This window comes from Niveispirillum sp. CC-CTL257 (assembly GCF_059489915.1).
Map to the genome: position 1 here is coordinate 3,094,895 of NZ_JCAJXE010000001.1, position 16,736 is coordinate 3,111,630.

At 65.8% G+C, this 16,736-nt stretch carries 15 protein-coding genes; 8 read left to right on the plus strand and 7 right to left on the minus strand.

The window, feature by feature from the left end; all coding sequences use genetic code 11:
• Positions 1 to 7 precede the first annotated feature (7 nt).
• From ABC729_RS14550 to ABC729_RS14565, 4 genes are all read left to right on the plus strand, one after another.
• A complete protein-coding gene (locus tag ABC729_RS14550; protein WP_495608267.1) occupies positions 8 to 424 on the plus strand; it encodes a 6-pyruvoyl trahydropterin synthase family protein in 417 nt (138 codons plus the stop codon).
• Positions 421 to 1,500, plus strand: a complete 1,080-nt coding sequence (locus ABC729_RS14555) for a glycosyltransferase family 4 protein (protein WP_495608268.1) — start codon at positions 421 to 423, stop codon at positions 1,498 to 1,500. Before ABC729_RS14550 ends, ABC729_RS14555 begins: the two co-directional genes overlap by 4 nt.
• Complete coding sequence (locus ABC729_RS14560) at positions 1,497 to 2,366, plus strand: hypothetical protein (protein ID WP_495608269.1); 870 nt, start codon at positions 1,497 to 1,499, stop codon at positions 2,364 to 2,366. The genes ABC729_RS14555 and ABC729_RS14560 overlap by 4 nt, the downstream gene beginning before the upstream one ends.
• 334 nt (positions 2,367 to 2,700) lie before the next feature.
• Complete coding sequence (locus ABC729_RS14565) at positions 2,701 to 3,297, plus strand: outer membrane protein (RefSeq protein ID WP_495608270.1); 597 nt, start codon at positions 2,701 to 2,703, stop codon at positions 3,295 to 3,297.
• Positions 3,298 to 3,628: 331 nt separating this feature from the next.
• On the opposite strand, the gene ABC729_RS14570 is transcribed toward ABC729_RS14565, so the two are convergent.
• From ABC729_RS14570 to ABC729_RS14580, 3 genes are read right to left on the minus strand one after another with little or no spacing between them, the layout of a single operon-like run.
• Entirely contained in the window at positions 3,629 to 4,300 is a 672-nt protein-coding gene (locus ABC729_RS14570) for an MBL fold metallo-hydrolase (RefSeq protein ID WP_495608271.1), read from the minus strand.
• A gap of 7 nt (positions 4,301 to 4,307) precedes the next feature.
• Entirely contained in the window at positions 4,308 to 4,907 is a 600-nt protein-coding gene (locus ABC729_RS14575; RefSeq protein WP_495608272.1) for a hypothetical protein, read from the minus strand.
• 4 nt (positions 4,908 to 4,911) lie between these two features.
• Entirely contained in the window at positions 4,912 to 5,463 is a 552-nt protein-coding gene (locus ABC729_RS14580; RefSeq protein WP_495608273.1) for a gamma-glutamylcyclotransferase, read from the minus strand.
• 76 nt (positions 5,464 to 5,539) lie between these two features.
• Between ABC729_RS14580 and ABC729_RS14585 the strand changes: the two genes are divergently transcribed.
• A complete protein-coding gene (locus ABC729_RS14585) occupies positions 5,540 to 6,577 on the plus strand; it encodes a DUF2125 domain-containing protein (protein ID WP_495608274.1) in 1,038 nt (345 codons plus the stop codon).
• A gap of 72 nt (positions 6,578 to 6,649) precedes the next feature.
• Here the strand turns inward: ABC729_RS14585 and ABC729_RS14590 are convergent, their stop codons facing one another.
• The 4 genes from ABC729_RS14590 to ABC729_RS14605 all read right to left on the minus strand — a co-directional run bounded on the left by ABC729_RS14590 (position 6,650) and on the right by ABC729_RS14605 (position 12,398).
• Positions 6,650 to 10,006 carry an SIS domain-containing protein gene (locus ABC729_RS14590; RefSeq protein ID WP_495608275.1) on the minus strand — a complete coding sequence of 1,119 codons (3,357 nt, stop codon included), beginning with the start codon at positions 10,004 to 10,006 and terminating at the stop codon, positions 6,650 to 6,652.
• Positions 10,007 to 10,307: 301 nt separating this feature from the next.
• Entirely contained in the window at positions 10,308 to 10,694 is a 387-nt protein-coding gene (locus tag ABC729_RS14595; RefSeq protein ID WP_495608276.1) for a VOC family protein, read from the minus strand.
• A gap of 4 nt (positions 10,695 to 10,698) precedes the next feature.
• Complete coding sequence (gene dapD / locus ABC729_RS14600; RefSeq protein WP_495608277.1) at positions 10,699 to 11,544, minus strand: 2,3,4,5-tetrahydropyridine-2,6-dicarboxylate N-succinyltransferase; 846 nt, start codon at positions 11,542 to 11,544, stop codon at positions 10,699 to 10,701.
• A gap of 122 nt (positions 11,545 to 11,666) precedes the next feature.
• A complete protein-coding gene (locus ABC729_RS14605) occupies positions 11,667 to 12,398 on the minus strand; it encodes a pyrimidine 5'-nucleotidase (protein WP_495608278.1) in 732 nt (243 codons plus the stop codon).
• Positions 12,399 to 12,508: 110 nt separating this feature from the next.
• Between ABC729_RS14605 and ABC729_RS14610 the strand changes: the two genes are divergently transcribed.
• The 3 genes from ABC729_RS14610 to ABC729_RS14620 are packed head-to-tail and all read left to right on the plus strand — an operon-like array spanning position 12,509 to position 16,735.
• A complete protein-coding gene (locus ABC729_RS14610; protein ID WP_495608279.1) occupies positions 12,509 to 14,164 on the plus strand; it encodes a sensor domain-containing diguanylate cyclase in 1,656 nt (551 codons plus the stop codon).
• Between the two features lie 20 nt (positions 14,165 to 14,184).
• On the plus strand, positions 14,185 to 15,465 hold the full coding sequence (locus ABC729_RS14615; RefSeq protein ID WP_495608280.1) for a DUF2336 domain-containing protein: 1,281 nt from the start codon (positions 14,185 to 14,187) through the stop codon (positions 15,463 to 15,465).
• A gap of 4 nt (positions 15,466 to 15,469) precedes the next feature.
• Positions 15,470 to 16,735, plus strand: a complete 1,266-nt coding sequence (locus ABC729_RS14620) for a CCA tRNA nucleotidyltransferase (RefSeq protein ID WP_495608281.1) — start codon at positions 15,470 to 15,472, stop codon at positions 16,733 to 16,735.
• Position 16,736: the final 1 nt, after the last annotated feature.

The following is a 16,736-nucleotide window of genomic DNA, read 5'->3' on the forward strand; positions in this document are numbered from 1 at the left end:
GACTGGCATGTATTCCGTGACGGTACGCGACCACATCATGATCGCCCATTCCTTTGTCGGGGCGATCTTCGGCCCCGCCCAGGCCCTGCATGGTGCCACCTTTGTCGTGGATGCGGAGTTTCGCCGCCGGCAACTGTCACCGGAGGGGCTGGTGGTGGATATCGGGGCCGCGTCCGTCCTGCTGAAACAGGTGCTGGCCCCCCTGAATTACCAGAACCTGGACGAGATGCCGGAATATCGCGGGCGCAACACCACTACCGAGTATCTGGCGGGCGACATCCACCGCAAGATCGCAGCCGGCATCCGCGCGGGTGCGCTGGGTGCCGACGGGCCGGCGCTGGATGGGCTGCGGGTGGTCCTGTCGGAAAGCCACACCGCCTGGGGTTCCTATGAGGGCCCGCTGAACGGGGATGCCGCACGATGATCGGCCAGCCTCTGCATATTCTCTGCCCCGGCGATATCAATCAGCTGACGGGCGGTTATGGCTATCTGCGCCGGTTGGTAGCGGGGCTGCGGGCGGTCGGGGAAACGGTCATCGTGCATGAACTGCCAGGCCCGCATCCCTTTGTCGATGATCCGTCGCGTGATGCGGCGGACGCCATCATGGCTTCCATCCCCGATGGTGCGCCGGTCCTTATTGATGGTCTGGCCCTGCCGGTGGCGGCACACGCCATCTGGGTGGATCGCTACCGGCTGCGCTTTGCGGCCCTGGTGCATCATCCGCTGCATCTGGAAAACGGCTTGACGCCGGAACAGGCCGATACGCTGTTTCGCATCGAACGGGACGCGCTGGCCCATATGCGCCATGTCATCGTGCCCTCGCGCACCAGCATGCGGGGTGTGGTGGATCTGTCGGTTCCGGCGGACCGCATCAGCATCGCCAATCCCGGCACCGATCCTGCGGAACCCGCCACGGGTAGCGCCGGGGTTCCCACCATCCTGTGCGTGGCGACCCTGACCCCGCGCAAAGGGCATCTGGTGTTGATCGAGGCACTGGCCCGCGTCAGGCATCTGCCCTGGCGGCTGGTCCTGGTGGGCAGTGATGCCCGCCATCCCGGACAGGCAGCCGCCATTGCCCTGTCCATTGCCGGGTATGGTCTGGCCGACCGGGTGCGGCTGGCCGGGGAACTGTCGGGACCGGCGCTGGATGCCGAATGGCGGGCCGCCGATCTGTTCACCCTGGTCAGCTTCCACGAAGGCTATGGCATGGTGGCCGCCGACGCATTGAAACGTGGCCTGCCCTGTATCGTCACCGATGCCGGCGGTCTGGCGGAGGTGGTACCGCCCGACGCCGGGGCCGTCGTCCCGCCGGGTGATGTGGCGGCGCTGGCGGCGGCCTTTGAACGGCTGCTGTCCGATCCGGCGGCGCTTGCCGCCGCCCGGACCGCAGCAACTCGGGCCGGTGAAGCGTTGCCCAGCTGGCAATATTCTGTGTCGTTGATCGGGAACGCCCTCTCCGGCATCCTGGTTTCCAGGGAAAGTGATCGGACACCGGCATGAACCTTGATTTCGAACCCGAATGGCTGCGCCTGCGCGAACCGCTGGACGAGGCGGCGCGCGCCGTGGGGCTGGCCTGGGCCTTCGGTCGCGTGCTGCCCACCCATCCCATGATCATCGATCTGGGGGCCGGCACCGGCAGCAATGTGCGCCAACTGGCCATGAAGCTGGGCCGGGGCGAGCAGGATTGGACCCTGATCGAGAAGGACCGCAAGCTTCTGGCGAAGGCGCCGGGGGAGATCGGGCGCTGGGCCGACCGCAATGGCTGGGACCATAAGGAACAGCGCCGCGCCTATATGATCACCTGCGACGATATGGCGGTGCGGGTGGAAATGCGCAGTTTCGATCTGGCGCAGGACCCGGCCGATCTGGGCCTGAACCAGTATGACGGCATCACCGCCAAGGCCCTGTTCGATCTGGTGTCGCAGCCCTGGCTGGACCGGTTCGTGAAGGAACTGGCCAGTTGCGGCTTCCCGCCGCTGCTGTTCACGCTGACGGTCGATGGGCGGGTCGAGTTTTCCATCCCGGATGAGGAGGACGGGTTCGTCCTGGACCTGTTCCATGCCCATATGGGCCGCGCCAAGGGGCTGGGCGGGCCTGCCCTGGGCACGGCAGCGCCGCAGGCCCTGGCCGCCGCCCTGACCGGGGCGGGGTACAAGGTGGAAACGGGCCAGGCCGACTGGAAGATCGGGCCGAAGCAGATCGCGGCCCATCTGGCCATGATCGCCGGCTATGAGAAGGCGGCCAGCGAACAGGACCCCGGCAGTGCCGCGCGCATCCGCGCCTGGGCCGACCGCCGCCGCCATCTGGCCAGCGAACAGGGTGCCCGCCTGATGGTCGGGCATCAGGACCTATTGGCGCGGCGGTAGGTTTAGCAGGCACCAGGCCTCGCCTCATCCGTAGAATTTTACGTTGGCATTAAAGCACCCCCCGGACACAGGCCCGTTGGGGGCGCTTTGGCATGCATTCAAGATGGGGGTGCGGATGGCGGCCATAAAACAACCGCATGGCTTCTGTGATGAAACGCACATCGAACATCGTTCAAATTCCGCTACACAGTCCTCACCGCGATGATGCATGACGGTTTCAAACAAGAAATCGCCACAATCGCAATAACGAGTGAGCTGAATGGTCCACAGGGTAACGCCAAAGATTGGCTCCACAGATCAACTGTGCCTTGTGGTACCACATATGGAGAAAAAGATGTCGCGTATTGCTTCTGCCCTGCTTGGTGGTGTTGCTCTGGTCGCCGTTGGCGCCGCTCCGTCCCTGGCGCAGTCGCCCTTCGACGGTGCCTATGTCGGTGCCTTCACCGGTTACACGGACAACAATGCTTCCGCCGCTTCCGGTACCGCCAGCGCCAATATCGACAGCGATGGCTGGCTGTATGGCGCCTATGTTGGCTACGGCAAGACCTTCGACCAGTTCTATTTCGGCGCCGAAGCGGAACTGGGTTCGGCCAGCCTGTCGGACAAGGCCGGTACAGTCGCCAATCTGCCGGCCAAGCTGGATGCCAATGAAAGCTGGGGCCTGTCGGCCCGCGCCGGTTACCTGGTCAGCGACAATGCCCTGCTCTATGCCCGCGCCGGCTGGCAGCGCACCAACTATGACGTGACCGTCGGCACCGGTGCGACGCAGGTGAAGGCCAGCGACAATCTGGACGGCTATCGTCTGGGCGGCGGTCTGGAATATGCCGTGACCGACAATGTCCTGGTCCGTACCGAATACAACTACGTCAACTATGACGACACCAACTTCCGTGAGAACCAGGTGCGCGTGGGCGTTGCCTATCGCTTCTAAGGTTTTAAGGAAGCAGGTTCCCATCCCGGCCCGCAGCCCCACAGCGGCCGGGATGGTGGCGGGCCTAATCCGCCCTCATGACAGGCCCGCCCCGCCACCCCCGGCACCGTTCCCACGGTGCCGGGGGTTTCGCGTTTTGGGGCCGGTGCATTTTATTGAGCATGTGACGATTGTCACTTGAACGTAGTTCAATAACGTGCGAACACTGTTCACGCATCTGTATCCCGGCTGGCGGCCCCACGACAGCCGGGATGGTGACGGGCCTTTCGCCCCTCATGACGGGTCCGTCTGTCCCCCCGGCATTGTCCCCACAATGCCGGGGGTTCCTTTTTCAGCGTCTGCCCGACACGGCGCGGTCGCCGACATAGGGGTTGCTCTGCCGTTCCTGACCGAAGGTGGACAGGCCACCATGGCCCGGCAGGAAAGTAATGTCATCGCCCAGCGGGAACAGCTTTTCCCGGCAGGAGCGGACCAGATCGTCCAGATTGCCGCCGGGGAAGTCGGTTCGCCCGATGGAGCCCTGGAAAATCACATCGCCGACAATGGCGAATCGCGACGGTTCGTGGAAAAACACGACATGGCCCGGTGTATGGCCGGGGCAATGCAGCACCTGCAAGGTCAGGTCGCCCACCGTGACCGTATCGCCATCGACCAGCCAGCGGTCGGGTGTGAAGGGCCGGGAATAGGGCATCCCGTAACCGGCCCCATGTTCCCTCAGCGCGATGATCCAGTAATTATCCTCAATGGCGGGCCCTTCGACCGGGACCTTCAGCAGGTCCTTCAGGTCGGCCACGGCGGCGGCATGGTCGACATGGCCATGGGTGACCAGGATACGTTCCACCGTCAGCCCGTTCTGCGCCACGGCCTTGCGGATTTCTTCTACCCCGCCGCCGGGATCGATCACGGCGGCGCGCAGGGTTTTCGTGCACCAGATGATGGAGCAATTCTGCTGGAACGGCGTGACCGGGATGATCACAGCCTTCATGGGGGGTGTCGCACTCATCCCTGTCTCACGCCTTCCGTCGCACGAATTTCAATGCCGTATGCGTGGGTGACACCGCGCACACCTTGTTGTCAACCAGCCCGGCACCGCGTCCGGCGGCAAATACATCCTCCTGGGTAATGTCGCGCCGTCCCTTGGGATAGATAATCCACAGGCCGGATTTGGGCCCCAGGCTGGCGGCCAGACCGGCCACCGCGTTGAGATCGCCAACGGCATCAGCCACCAGCAGGATCAGGTCGGCGTCATCACCGGCATCGCCTGTGACCCCGCCACGCGACAGCTCAGCGGCCAGAACGGGGTCGGGTGTCTGTCCGCGCAGGGCCACACGCTGCCCCGGCTTGAACCCCAGCTTGTCCAGAACGGTCTTCGGGTTCTGGATGCGGTGCAGCCAGTCGGCGGCTTTGGCCGCACCCAACGCCAGGGACAGGGTGCCATCAGGCGTGATCAGGACCAGACCATCGCCGGCGACCTTGGCCCCCGTCAGGTCGGCCAGCATCAGCTTTACCCGGACATCACCGCGCAGCAACAGGTGGTCACCCTCCAGCATGGCCTTGCCATGGCTGGTGGTGCCGTTCCAGGTGGTGGTGACGGTGGCTTCCTGTCCCATGGCTTTACACCCTCGCTGCCAGTTCGCCCAACCCCCGGTCGCGGATGCCCAGTTCGGCCAGATGATCGATCAGGCTGGTCAGGTAATCGACATTGCGTCCCGACTGTCCCTCCCCCTGGCGGATCAGGGCAGCGGTGCCGTCCAGGCCCAGGCGGCCACAATATTGCGGGTGGTCGGGGTCGGCGGTGAAGGTCAGGGCCTGCACATCGCCATCCGCCGTCTTCACCCGCAGCCGGCGGGGGATATAGACGCGGTAGGCCATTTCCCGCTTCCACAGGTAATCCAGCACGCCAGACACCCTATCAGCGGCCACGCGATAGGCGCGGCCCCGGCAGGACCCGCCCCGGTCCAGGCCCAGCACGGCGCCCGGCCGTTCCGGCGTGCCGCGATGCTGATGGCTGTAGATGCAGAAGCCACGATGGTAGCCGCGCAGCAGCGCCGCGCGCTGTTCCACGAAGTCAAAACCCGGATTCCACATCAGGGAGCCATAGGCAAAGACCCAGAGGTCGCTGCCGGGCGGGTGGTCGAAATCGGGGACGGGGGCGCTGTCGTTCATTCCTGGTTGCCGGTTTCATCTCGCAATCGCAAAATGGTAACGCAAGCCCGCCCCCCGTGCCAACGCGGATATCCCCATGCTGCATCGTTACCGCGCCCTGTTCCTGGCCCTGTCCGTCGCCATCCTGCTGCTGCTGGCCTATACGGCCTGGTGGTCGACGCTGGCCTGGCGGGTACGCACGGCCCTGGCCGACGCCCCGGCCAAGGCGATGGCGGAAAAGGGGGTGATGCTGGACCTGCGGGATGCGGTGGTGGGAGGCTTCCCGCTGACGGTCACCGTGGAGCTGTCCGGTGCGCGGGCGCAATGGCCCAGCGGGACTGTGCTGGAAGCCGGGGCGGTGACAGCCAGCGCCTTTGCCTGGGCGCCTATGGATATCACCCTGGCCTCCACCGCGCCGCTACGTCTGGATTTGGCGGGGTCGGCCCGGCATGACCCGATGACCGGCAGCGCCGGCAGCATGGTGGTGGAGGCCAGCCTGGGCCTGAATGGCAAGCCCAAGCAGGTGAAGGCGACATTTCTGTCCTTGGTGGCCGGACTGGAAGGCGGGAACGGTCCCTTGAAGGCCAATGAGCTGACCCTGACCTGGACTGCCCCGTCTCAGCCGCCCACCGGCCCCACCGACAGCCAGGGGCAGACCAGTCTGGTCATCACCGGCCTGGACCTGCCCGGCGCGGTGCCAGCGCCTTTGCAGCAGCGTATTGATCAGGTGGCCCTGTCTTATGAACCGCGCGGACCCCTGCCCGCCAAACCCAGTGTGGAGGGGATGACGGCCTGGCGCGATGGCGGCGGCACCCTGGATATCCGGTCCTTCCGCGTGCTGTGGAGCGGCATGGATTTGCGCGCCAACGCCACCCTGGCGCTGGACCGTGACATGCAACCGGAAGGGGCGGGCACAGTGGAACTGTCGGGGGCGGATGCCCTGATCGACGTCATGGGTGCGCGCGGCAACGTTCCGGCGGATCGGGTGGCCGTGATGAAACAGGGGCTGAAAGGCCTGACAAAACGCAGCGATGATGGGCGCGACGTCCTGTCGGTGCCCATCACCCTGCAGAACCGGCGGCTTTCCGTTGGCCCCATCGTGGTGGGGGAGTTGCCGGCGGTGCAGTGGAATTGAGGGGACCGATCTGCATCGTCGCACCGCGGATTACGGCTGACGCCTAATCCGTGGGAACGGCGTGACAGATGCTTACCCCCGCACCAGTTCCGCCGGGCTGCGGAACAGCAGGTCGCGGGGGCTGACGCGGGCGATGAAGGCGGCGAAGTCGCGGTCTTCACCATGCACCGCATCGTGATAGGCGTCGAACAGGTCTTCGTAGAGCTGCAGCTCTTTCAGCAGGGCCGTCTTCTGCTGCAAGGAGGCCTGTTCCATCAGGTCGGTATGCAGCATGGCCAGCCCCGCGACACGCCAATCGGCACCGGTGAAGAAGGGGATCAGCACCAGATTCTCATCGGCCTTGTTGCCGGCGGAGAAGATGATGCGGCCCAGGCGCAGGGCGCGGCGCTTGCTGCCCGTGGCGGCGCGCCCCCCATCATAGCCCGATGCCTTGCCTGCCGACACGCCGATGCGGGCGGTGGCGGCCAGGACCGGCACCCCATCCTTGCCCTCCCCCTTCAGCCCGTAAAGGATACCGCCGGCGACATTGGTCAGGACCGACGAGAAGGCGATCAGGGTCTGGCGATCCGCCTCGGCCAACGCCTCATGCGAGACGCCCAGGGAGGTCAGCGCCGACAGGATAGTAGGTGCCACCTCGCGCGCCGGGCGGGAAATGCCGACGGTCACCGTCTTGGCCTGATGGCGGATGGTGTCGACGGGGCGGCTGGTTTCTTCAAACAGCTTGCGCATCAGTTCCACCCCGCCTGACAGCAGGGCGGCACGACTGGCCGCATCGGCGGTGGCGAGTGATGAGGCGAGGGCGGCAAGCTGTGCCACGGCGCGTGGCGGCAGGGCCGCGTCCTGTTCGCCATCGGCCACCCGGCGCAGCTCCACGGCGATGGCGTCGATGATGGGGACCAGCGGTCGGTCGCTTTCCACCAACGCCTGTTCGATAGCCACGCCCAGGGCGCGGAAGCCTTGCGAGCGACGGTCGATGGCGCGGGCCGCGTGGAAGCCCCAGAGATGGCCGACGACGGTCGCCAGCACGAAATCCAGGCCAGCGCCCGCCGACGGTACGCGGATCACCGCCTCGGCATAGGTATCGAAACAGGTTTCACCCTTGGCGGCGATGACCAGCGGCTTGCCGGCATGGGCCTTGAAGATCGCCACTTCCTTGGCCGTATCCTGGGCCAGCAGGGGCGGCAGATCATTGGCGATGACCAGGGTCAACGGCTCCGTCGATAGGTCGATATGCTTCTTGTCTTCGGTGAAATCGACGGGGATCGACTTGTAGCAAAGCTCCGACAGCTTGATGCGGATTTCCTCCGCGGCAATCTTGTTGGGGCCATTGCCGACCACCGCCCAATAGCGGTTCTGCGGCGCGTAGCGTTCTGCACAGGCGGCGATCAGGTCCTCTTCATCCAGCACTTCCTGGATACGGGCCGGCAGCCCTTCCAGTGCCACCAGCTCATCATGGACCTGGGTGGCGGACAGGGTGCCCAGCGTATCGGCGATACACAGCGCCGTCAGCTTGCCGGCGGCCACCTGGCTGTAAAAGGCCTTGGTGCTGGCGACCGCCATTTCGATATCGCGCCCGTCGCTGGTGAACAGATGGCTGTCGGACTTGCGGACCAGCGGGCTGTTGCGACGGTTGACGATGGCGTGAATCCAGGCGCCGGACGCGCGGGCCAGATCAACGGTGCGGTTGGTATCGGTGGTGGTGCCGGACTGGCTGATGGCGATGACGATGGCGTCATCCAGGCGCACACCGTCCAGATCGGATGACAGTTCCGACGCCTTCGCCGCCTCCACATGGATGGACGTACCGGGCAGGGCCTGGCGCAGCAGATGGGCGACACCCATGCCGGCAATGGCGGCGGTGCCCTGACCGGTCACGAAAATGCGGCGGATGGCAGGTTTGGCCGGGTCGGCCAGACGGCGGCGCAATCCGGCCCAGATGCCGTCGGGACCCAAGTCAAAGCTGGCGGTGCGGCCCTGGCGGGTATAGCGGCCCACCAGCGTCTTGCGCACCGAGGTGGCGCTTTCATGCACTTCCTTTTCGAAGAAATGCGCGAAATCGCCCCGGAAAATGTCGCGGCTGAAAATCTCGATGGTTTCGGGCTTCAACTCTGTATCGGCACCATCATCAATGGTGCGGGCCATGATGGCGGGTTCCCCGTCCAGGGTGGACAGGGTCACCTGCAACCCGCCCTTTTCCACCTTGGCCATGGCGATGGAGGCGCGCGCACGCGGGGCCAAGCCGTAATTCTCCGACGCGATGATCAGACCGTCGCGGACCTGCGCCAGGAACAGCGACTGGCCGCTGCCCTTCTGCCCGAAATAAAGCCGCTGCGGTTCCGTCGGGTGCAGCAGGCCGATGGCGACGGAGCCTTCAAACTGCCTGAGCGCCGACAGGAAACGGTCGGACGTGGTGGCGCCCGGCGTCAGGCGAAAGGCGACGGGGATGATCTTGGCGTCGGTCGTCACCTGGGCCGGCACCTCATGCCCGGCGGCGCGCACCAGCCCATCCTTCAGACCCCGGTAATTGTCGATATCGCCGTTCAGCACGCACATCGTATCGGCATCGGGTACAAGGGTCGGGGCATTGTCCCCGGCCAGCCAGCCCGATTGCGGGTGACAATTGGGCAGGTTGATGGCCCCGTGCGAGGCCCAGCGCGTATGGGCCAGGATGCCCACCTGATCCGCCTGAAGCGCGATGGACCAGAGCATTGCATCGGCACGCACCTTGGCCCGCAGGGTGGCACCATTGTCGCCCAATTGCCCGATCAGCTGCGCCACCTTATAGGTGAAGCGCGCGGTGGCCCCGCCATCGGGCAGGGCATGAAGGGTGACGGCCCCATCGGCGTCGAACGCGTCACGACCGGCGGACGCGGCCTGCCGCCGCCAATCCGCGATCTGCCCGTCCGACACGGGGCCGGGCAGGCGCAGCTGTACCGCCACGCCGGCACTGTCGCGCCCGCGCACCTCCAGCCGGTCCAGGTTCTCCAGCACCTGCTCGATGGACCAGGCGGTGAAATGCTGGGCGCGGGCCGGGGTCGGAACCCCGCCGATCAGCGACAGGGTGCGGTCGATATTGGCCAGCACTTCGTTGCGCAGCTGCCAGCCATAATCGCGCAGGCGCTCGGCGGTGCGTTCAGCGGCGGGGTCGCGGGCAATGGCGCTGGCCTTCAGCTCTGCCTCCAGCCCTTCGATCCGGGTGGCGGCCTGGGTCAGCCGGTCGCGCAGGTCGGCTCGTTCCACCAGGGCCAGATGCGTGGCAAAGGCCATCAGATCGTCAAAGCGGGCATGCAGCTGGTCCAGCATGGTATCAATACCGGCCAGATGGGCAATCCCGACATCGCGCAGACCATCGGCCAGCAGGGCGATCCAGGAAACATCATGATCCCGGTGCCAGGTCAGGTTCGACAGAAAACCCGCAATGCCGCACATGTCCAAAATCCCTTTGTAAAGATACGCCGCCTTGATACCCCGAGGCCCCCGCCCGGTGCAAATCATACCAATCTCGCCTGATCGTGACCGATCAAGCGAGATTGCATGTTCCCTCAGTCGCCGGGCGGCGGCATCCGCCGCCTTGGCTACGCCGCATGGGCGGCGGGCTGTCGGTCGCCAGCCTCCGTTCTGCCCAGGGCCAAGCCCTCGGCAGAACGGTATAATGTGCATGAACTTTGAAAGGGGCGGAATTGCGGTGATGGTGATAACAGGGAACGGAAAGCGGATAGGACGTGCGGGGTTACCGCAGCTGCAACAGGTCCCACTTGTTCCCATACAGGTCCTGGAAGACGGCGACGCTGCCATAGGCTTCGTGCCGGGGTTCTTCCAGGAACTGTACGCCCGCCGCCATCATCACTTCATGGTCGCGAGCGAAATCGTCGGTATGCAGGAACAGGAAGACGCGACCGCCGGCCTGATGGCCGATCTGCGCTTCCTGCTCCGGCCCCACCGCCTGTGCCAGCAGCAGGCGTGTTTCCGTGGCCCCCCTGGGTGCCATCAAAACCCAGCGTTTGCCGCCACCCAGGTCGGTGTCGCTGACCAAGGTGAAACCCGCCCGGTCACGATACCAGGCGATAGCTTCATCATAGTCCCGCACCAGCAGGGTCAGCGCACCGATGGATGGCATGGGATCAGTCGCGCAGCAGGTCGTTGATGGAGGTCTTGGACCGGGTCTGCGCATCCACGCGCTTCACGATGACGGCGCAGGACAGGGACGGGCCGGGGCTGCCATCGGGCAGGGCCTTGCCGGGCAGGCTGCCGGGGACGACGACGGAATAGGCCGGCACGCGGCCCACGAAGACCTCACCCGTGGTGCGGTCGATGATCTTGGTCGTGGCGCTGATGAACACGCCCATGGACAGGACGGCACCCTGTTCCACGATCACGCCCTCAACCACTTCCGACCGCGCGCCGATGAAGCAATCATCCTCGATAATCACGGGGCCGGCCTGCAACGGCTCCAGCACGCCGCCGATGCCCACACCGCCCGACAGATGCACATTCTTGCCGATCTGGGCGCAGGACCCGACCGTGGCCCAGGTATCGACCATGGTGCCCTTGTCCACAAAGGCCCCGACATTGACAAAGCTGGGCATCAGCACGACGCCGGGGGCGATATAGGCGCTGCGGCGCACCACGCTGCCCGGCACAGCGCGGAAACCGGCCTGACGCCAGCCGGCCTCGTCCCAACCATCAAACTTCGACGGCACCTTGTCCCACCAGCTGGCCCCACCCGGCGCGCCGGCGATCATGGCATTGTCATTCAGACGGAAGGACAGCAGCACGGCCTTCTTCAGCCACTGGTTCACCACCCAGGACCCGTCCACCTTCTCCGCCACCCGCGCCTCGCCGGCATCCAGCAGCGACAGGGCCTTGTTTACGGCATCGCGCACGTCGCCGGTGGTGGAGAAGCCCAGGTTGGCGCGGTCTTCCCAGGCCTGGTCGATGGTGCGGGCGAGATCGGCGAAGCTGCTCATCGGGGGTGGTCCTGATGTTCGGTTTAGGAAGGAACGGCGGCGACTTTGGCTGCCGCCCGCCGGACCTGTCAACGAAGCCTCAAGCAGACCGCCCATGCCCGCACGGTCGTTCGGAAAACAGATTACCGCAGGTGCGCCGTGATCTCTGCCAGCCAAACCTCCACATCCGCAATCACGTGATGCACATGCTCGCCGGGATGGGCATGGGCCGTGGGATCGGGGTGGGAGAACTCGCTGTCGGTGCGGACCCAGACCGTGGTCATGCCGGCGGCTGCGGCCGGCAGCAGATTGCGGTGCAGATCCTCCACCATGGCGGCGCGGGCGGGATTGATCCCGAAACGGCGGATCATGGTGGCATAGGGGGCGGGATCGGGCTTGGGCACGTAATCGGCGGCCACGATGTCGAAAATGCCGTCGAAATGATCGGCCACACCAAGGCGGGCCATCACATTTTCGGCATGGCGGACGGAGCCATTGGTGAAGATCACCTTGCGCCCCGGCAGCGCCTTCAACGCGTCGGCCAGCAAGGGCGATGGGGCCACAGGCGTCACGTCAATATCATGCACATAGGTCAGGAAGGGGGCCGGGTCCATGCCATGATCCATCATCATCCCGCGCAGGGATGTACCGTGCAGCCGGTAATATTCCTTCTGCTTCAGGCGGGCCGCCTCCCTCTCCAGCCCCAGCGCATTGGCGATGTAGTCGGTGATGCGCACATCGACCTGGGCGAACAGGTTGCAATGGGCCGGGTACAGCGTGTTGTCCAGGTCGAAGACCCAATGGTCGACATGGGCAAAACGGTCGGCAAGGGGGGCGGCCAGCGGGGTGGTGGCGGTCTGATAAGCGTTTGTCATGATTGTAACATGATCAACCGCCGATGTGACCGCAAGGGCGATGGACCGCAAGGCTCCGGTGCGTTACCACTGGGTCAGAGAGAATTGGTTACCACGGGAGCGCCCCGGCCTTGTCATCCACCCCCGGCCCCGCCGACGCCATCAATATTGTGGCCCTGCCTGCCCTGCTGGAGGGCTGGCCCGGTCCTGGCCTGACGCTGGACGGGCAGGGGCGTCCCCTGGTTTTGAACGCCGGGGCGCGGCAACTGGCCGACCGGCATGATGGCTGGCTGACGGAACTGGGCCGCTGGGCGGCCTCCGGCGGGCCTTTGTCGGAACCCCACCGGTCGGTGCCGGTGGAAACGGGAAGCGGGCCGGGCGTGGTGGAATTCACCACTGTTCTGTTGAGCGATGGCGGCGTGCTGTGCCTGGGGCGCGAGGTCACGCTGGAACGCCGCCTGCGCCACGCCCTGACCGAAAGCCGGCAGCGATATAAGGATCTGGTCGATATCTCGTCCGATTTCGCCTGGGAAGTGGGGCCGGACGGGCGCTTCGTGTTCGTGTCGGCGGCAGGCGCCATCGGGTACCATCCCGATGATCTGATCGGCCGGCACCCATCGGAATTTGTGCTGGCCGATTTCGCCGATCAGCCGCTGCCCTTCGACACCGGTGTTGGCATTGAGCGGACCGAGGTCTGGCTGCGCGCCAAGGATGGCGAGGCCGCCTGCCTGATCTCCTCTGCCGTGCCCCTGGTTGGGCCGCAGGGCGACTGGATCGGGGCGCGCGGTGCTTGCCGCGACATTACCGAGGCGCGGGTGAAGGGCATGGAACTGGCCCAGGTTCGCCTGCGTGAGAAATATCTGGGCTATATCGTCTCCTCGACCCGCGACGACGTGGACCCGGCCAAGACGCTGGAGATCGCGGTGGGCGTGGCGGTCAACGCCACCGGTGCTGCCGGTGCCCGGCTTTATGCCCGTACCGGCGACGCCTTTACCGAAGCGGCGGCGCAACTGCCCATGGCAGCGGATATTGTGGGGGGCATCCCCCTGTTCCTGGAAAAGGTGGCCGAACAGGCCGACCCGACCACGACCTTGGTCAATGGCTATGGCTTGCTGGCCACCCGCACCCTGTTCCGGCATGAGGTGAACGGGGCCATCCTGGTCTGGCGCAGCGATGGGCTGGACTGGAGCGAGGACGATTTCTCGATGATCCAAGCCATCGCCGATCAGGTGGGCGTGGCCGTGGCCCAGGCCCGTTACCAGGAACGGTTGAAGACGCTGTCGGAACGTGACGGGCTGACCGGCCTTTACAATCGCCGGACTTTCATGGAGCTGCTGGAAGGCCGTCTGGACAAGCAAACGGGCGGCGGGTCTGCCCTGCTGTACTTCGATCTCGACAATTTCAAGGCCGTGAACGACAAGCTGGGCCATGGGGCGGGCGATGATGTGCTGCGCGCCGTGGGCGAATTGCTGGGCACCTTGGCCCGGCCCAGCGACCTTTGCGGTCGCTTGGGCGGGGACGAGTTCGTGCTGTGGATCGACCGTGTGGACGAGGCACAGTCCGTCGCCGTGGCCGACCGCCTGCTGCGCGAGGCTGCGGAGTTCCTGCGGCCCTTGTCGGCCTCTCCGGAAAAGCCGCTGGGCGTTTCCGTGGGGGTCGCGGTCTATCGCGGTGGGTCGGGCGAGCTGGCACAGGGCCTTGTCGACCGGGGTGACCAGGGTATGTATGCTGCCAAACGCATGGGCAAGGGCCACCGCGCGCTTGCCCCGGCCTTCACGGCTGAATGAGAACGGGATACGGTTCTTAAATGAAAGGTTCCACTCCTACCACGGCGCTGGATTACGATACGGCCAAGAAGCTGGCGGCCAGTGATGACGCCGGACAGCGCCGTATGGTGGCGTCGCGCGCCGATACCAAGCCGGAGCTGCTTTTCTATCTCGCCAATGACGAAAGTGCCGAGGTGCGGCGTGAGATCGCGCGCAACAATGCCACGCCGCGTCAGGCCGACCTGCTGCTGTGCGGCGACCCGGACGAGGAGGTGCGGTCGGGTCTGGCGCGCAAGATCGCGATGCTGGTGCCGACCCTGCCCGCCGACCGGGTGGGGCAGCTGGAACGTATGACCATGGACATTGTGGAGGCGCTGGCCAAGGACCAGGCCTCTGCCGTGCGCCGCGTCGTGGCCGAGACCCTGAAGGACCAGCCGGGTGCCCCGCCGCACCTGATCCAGCAGCTGGCCCGCGACCTGGAACTGTCGGTATCGGGTCCGGTCCTGCGCTTCTCGCCGCTGCTGACCGATGATGACCTGCTGTCGATCATCGGCAGCCAGCCGATGGATGGCAAGCTGGTGGCGATTGCCCAGCGTGCCGGCCTGTCGGGTGGCGTGTCGGAGGCCGTGGCCCGCACGCAGTCCGAGGCGGCGGTGGCGGCGTTGCTGGGCAATGAATCGGCGCAGATTCGAGAAGAGACGCTGGACCGTATCATTGATATGGCCCCCCGGTTCGAGCCCTGGCACGGCCCCCTGGTCCGCCGTCCGGCCCTGCCACCCAAGGCAGCGGCCCGTATCGTGGGCTTTGTCAGCGAACAGCTGATGCGCGTGCTGGAAAACCGCACCGACCTGCCGCCTGATGTGCGGGCGGCGGTGCGCAGTGCCGTGCAGGAACGCGCCCGCAACGCCAACAAGGGTGGCGGGGCGGAACCGCTGGGCATTGGCGATGACGAGCCGGAGGAAGCGCCGAAGGAGCGGCCCATGGACCGGGCGCGCAAGGCGCACGCCGCCGGCAAGCTGGACGAGGATATGGTGGCCGCCGCATTGACCCAGGGCGACCGCGCCTTTGTCCTGGCCTCTCTCTCCGTGCGGGGCAATGTGCCCATCGACGCGGTGGACAAGATCATCGGCGGGCAGAGTGCGCGCGGGGTGACGGCCCTGTGCTGGCGGGCCAAGCTGTCCATGCGCCTGTGTCGGCAAATACAGCTGCGGGTCGCGAACATTCCGCCGACATCGGTGCTGAATGCACGGGATGGAACCCATTACCCGATGTCGGACAGCGAGATGAACTGGCAGCTTGAATTCTTCGGATTGAAGGCGTGAGGCCATGAGCGGCGCCGCCGACCCGGATACGGCCCTGCCGACACATCCCGGCCCGGTCGGCCTGATGTCGGGCACGGCGGCGCGCCGGGTCATGCAGTCGTTGATGCGGACGGGTCAGGAGGCGCGGTTCATCGGCGGCTGCGTGCGCGACGCCTTTCTGGGCATCCAGGCCAGCGATATCGACATCGCCACGCCGCTGCTGCCCGAGGAGGTGACGCGCCGCCTGCGCCAGGATGGTATCCGCGTCATCCCCACAGGCATTGAGCATGGCACCGTCACCGCCCTGACCGAGGGGGCGTCGTTCGAGATCACCACGCTACGCCGTGATGTCGAAACCGATGGTCGCCGTGCGGTTGTCGCCTTCACCGATAACTGGCTGGAAGATGCCAGCCGCCGCGATTTCACCTTCAACGCCATGTCCCTGACCCCGGAAGGGGAGCTTTACGATCCGTTTGACGGGGTGCGCGACCTGAAAGGGGGCCGCGTGCGCTTCATCGGGCAGGCGCGGGAACGAATCGCGGAGGATGTGCTGCGCATCCTGCGCTTTTTCCGCTTCTATGCGCGGTTCGGGCAGGGGCGGCCCGATCCCGACGCGCTGGCTGCCTGTGCGTCCATGGCACCGCTGCTGCCATCCTTGTCGGGTGAGAGGGTGCAGCAGGAGGTGATGCGCATCCTGGCCCAGGACCGGATGGTGGAGGTCTGGCGTCTGATGATTGAATGCGGGGTGGTGGCGCAGACCCTGCCGCAGGCCACCAATGTCGCACGTCTGGCTGCGCTTGACCGTCTGGAATGGCTGGTGGGGGAGGCGCATCCCATGGCGCATCTGGCCGCCCTGTTGCCGTCGGGCCTGTCGGCGGCGGCGGATACGGCGGAGCGGCTGCGTCTGTCGAACGCCAATCGCGACTATCTTCTGTCGCTGTGCGCCCCGCCGGTCGATGTGCATCCCGACCTGACGGTGACCAGCCGCCGGCATGCGCTGCAGAAACTGGGTCCCGAAACCTATCGTGATCTGCTGCTGCTGGCCGCTGCATCGCGCGGAACGCCCGCCGTGGAACTGTTGGAGGCGCTGGCGGAGGCTGCGACCTGGGTCGTGGTGCCCTTCCCCCTGAAAGGCCGTGACCTGCTGGAGATGGGATTGTCGGCAGGGCCGGAGGTGGGGGTGATGCTGGCGGCCCTGGAGGGATGGTGGGCCGCGCGCGATTACCGGCCCACGCGCGAGGATTGTCTGGTCGAACTGTCCCGGCGCATCGTGGACCGCCGCCGGGAATAAA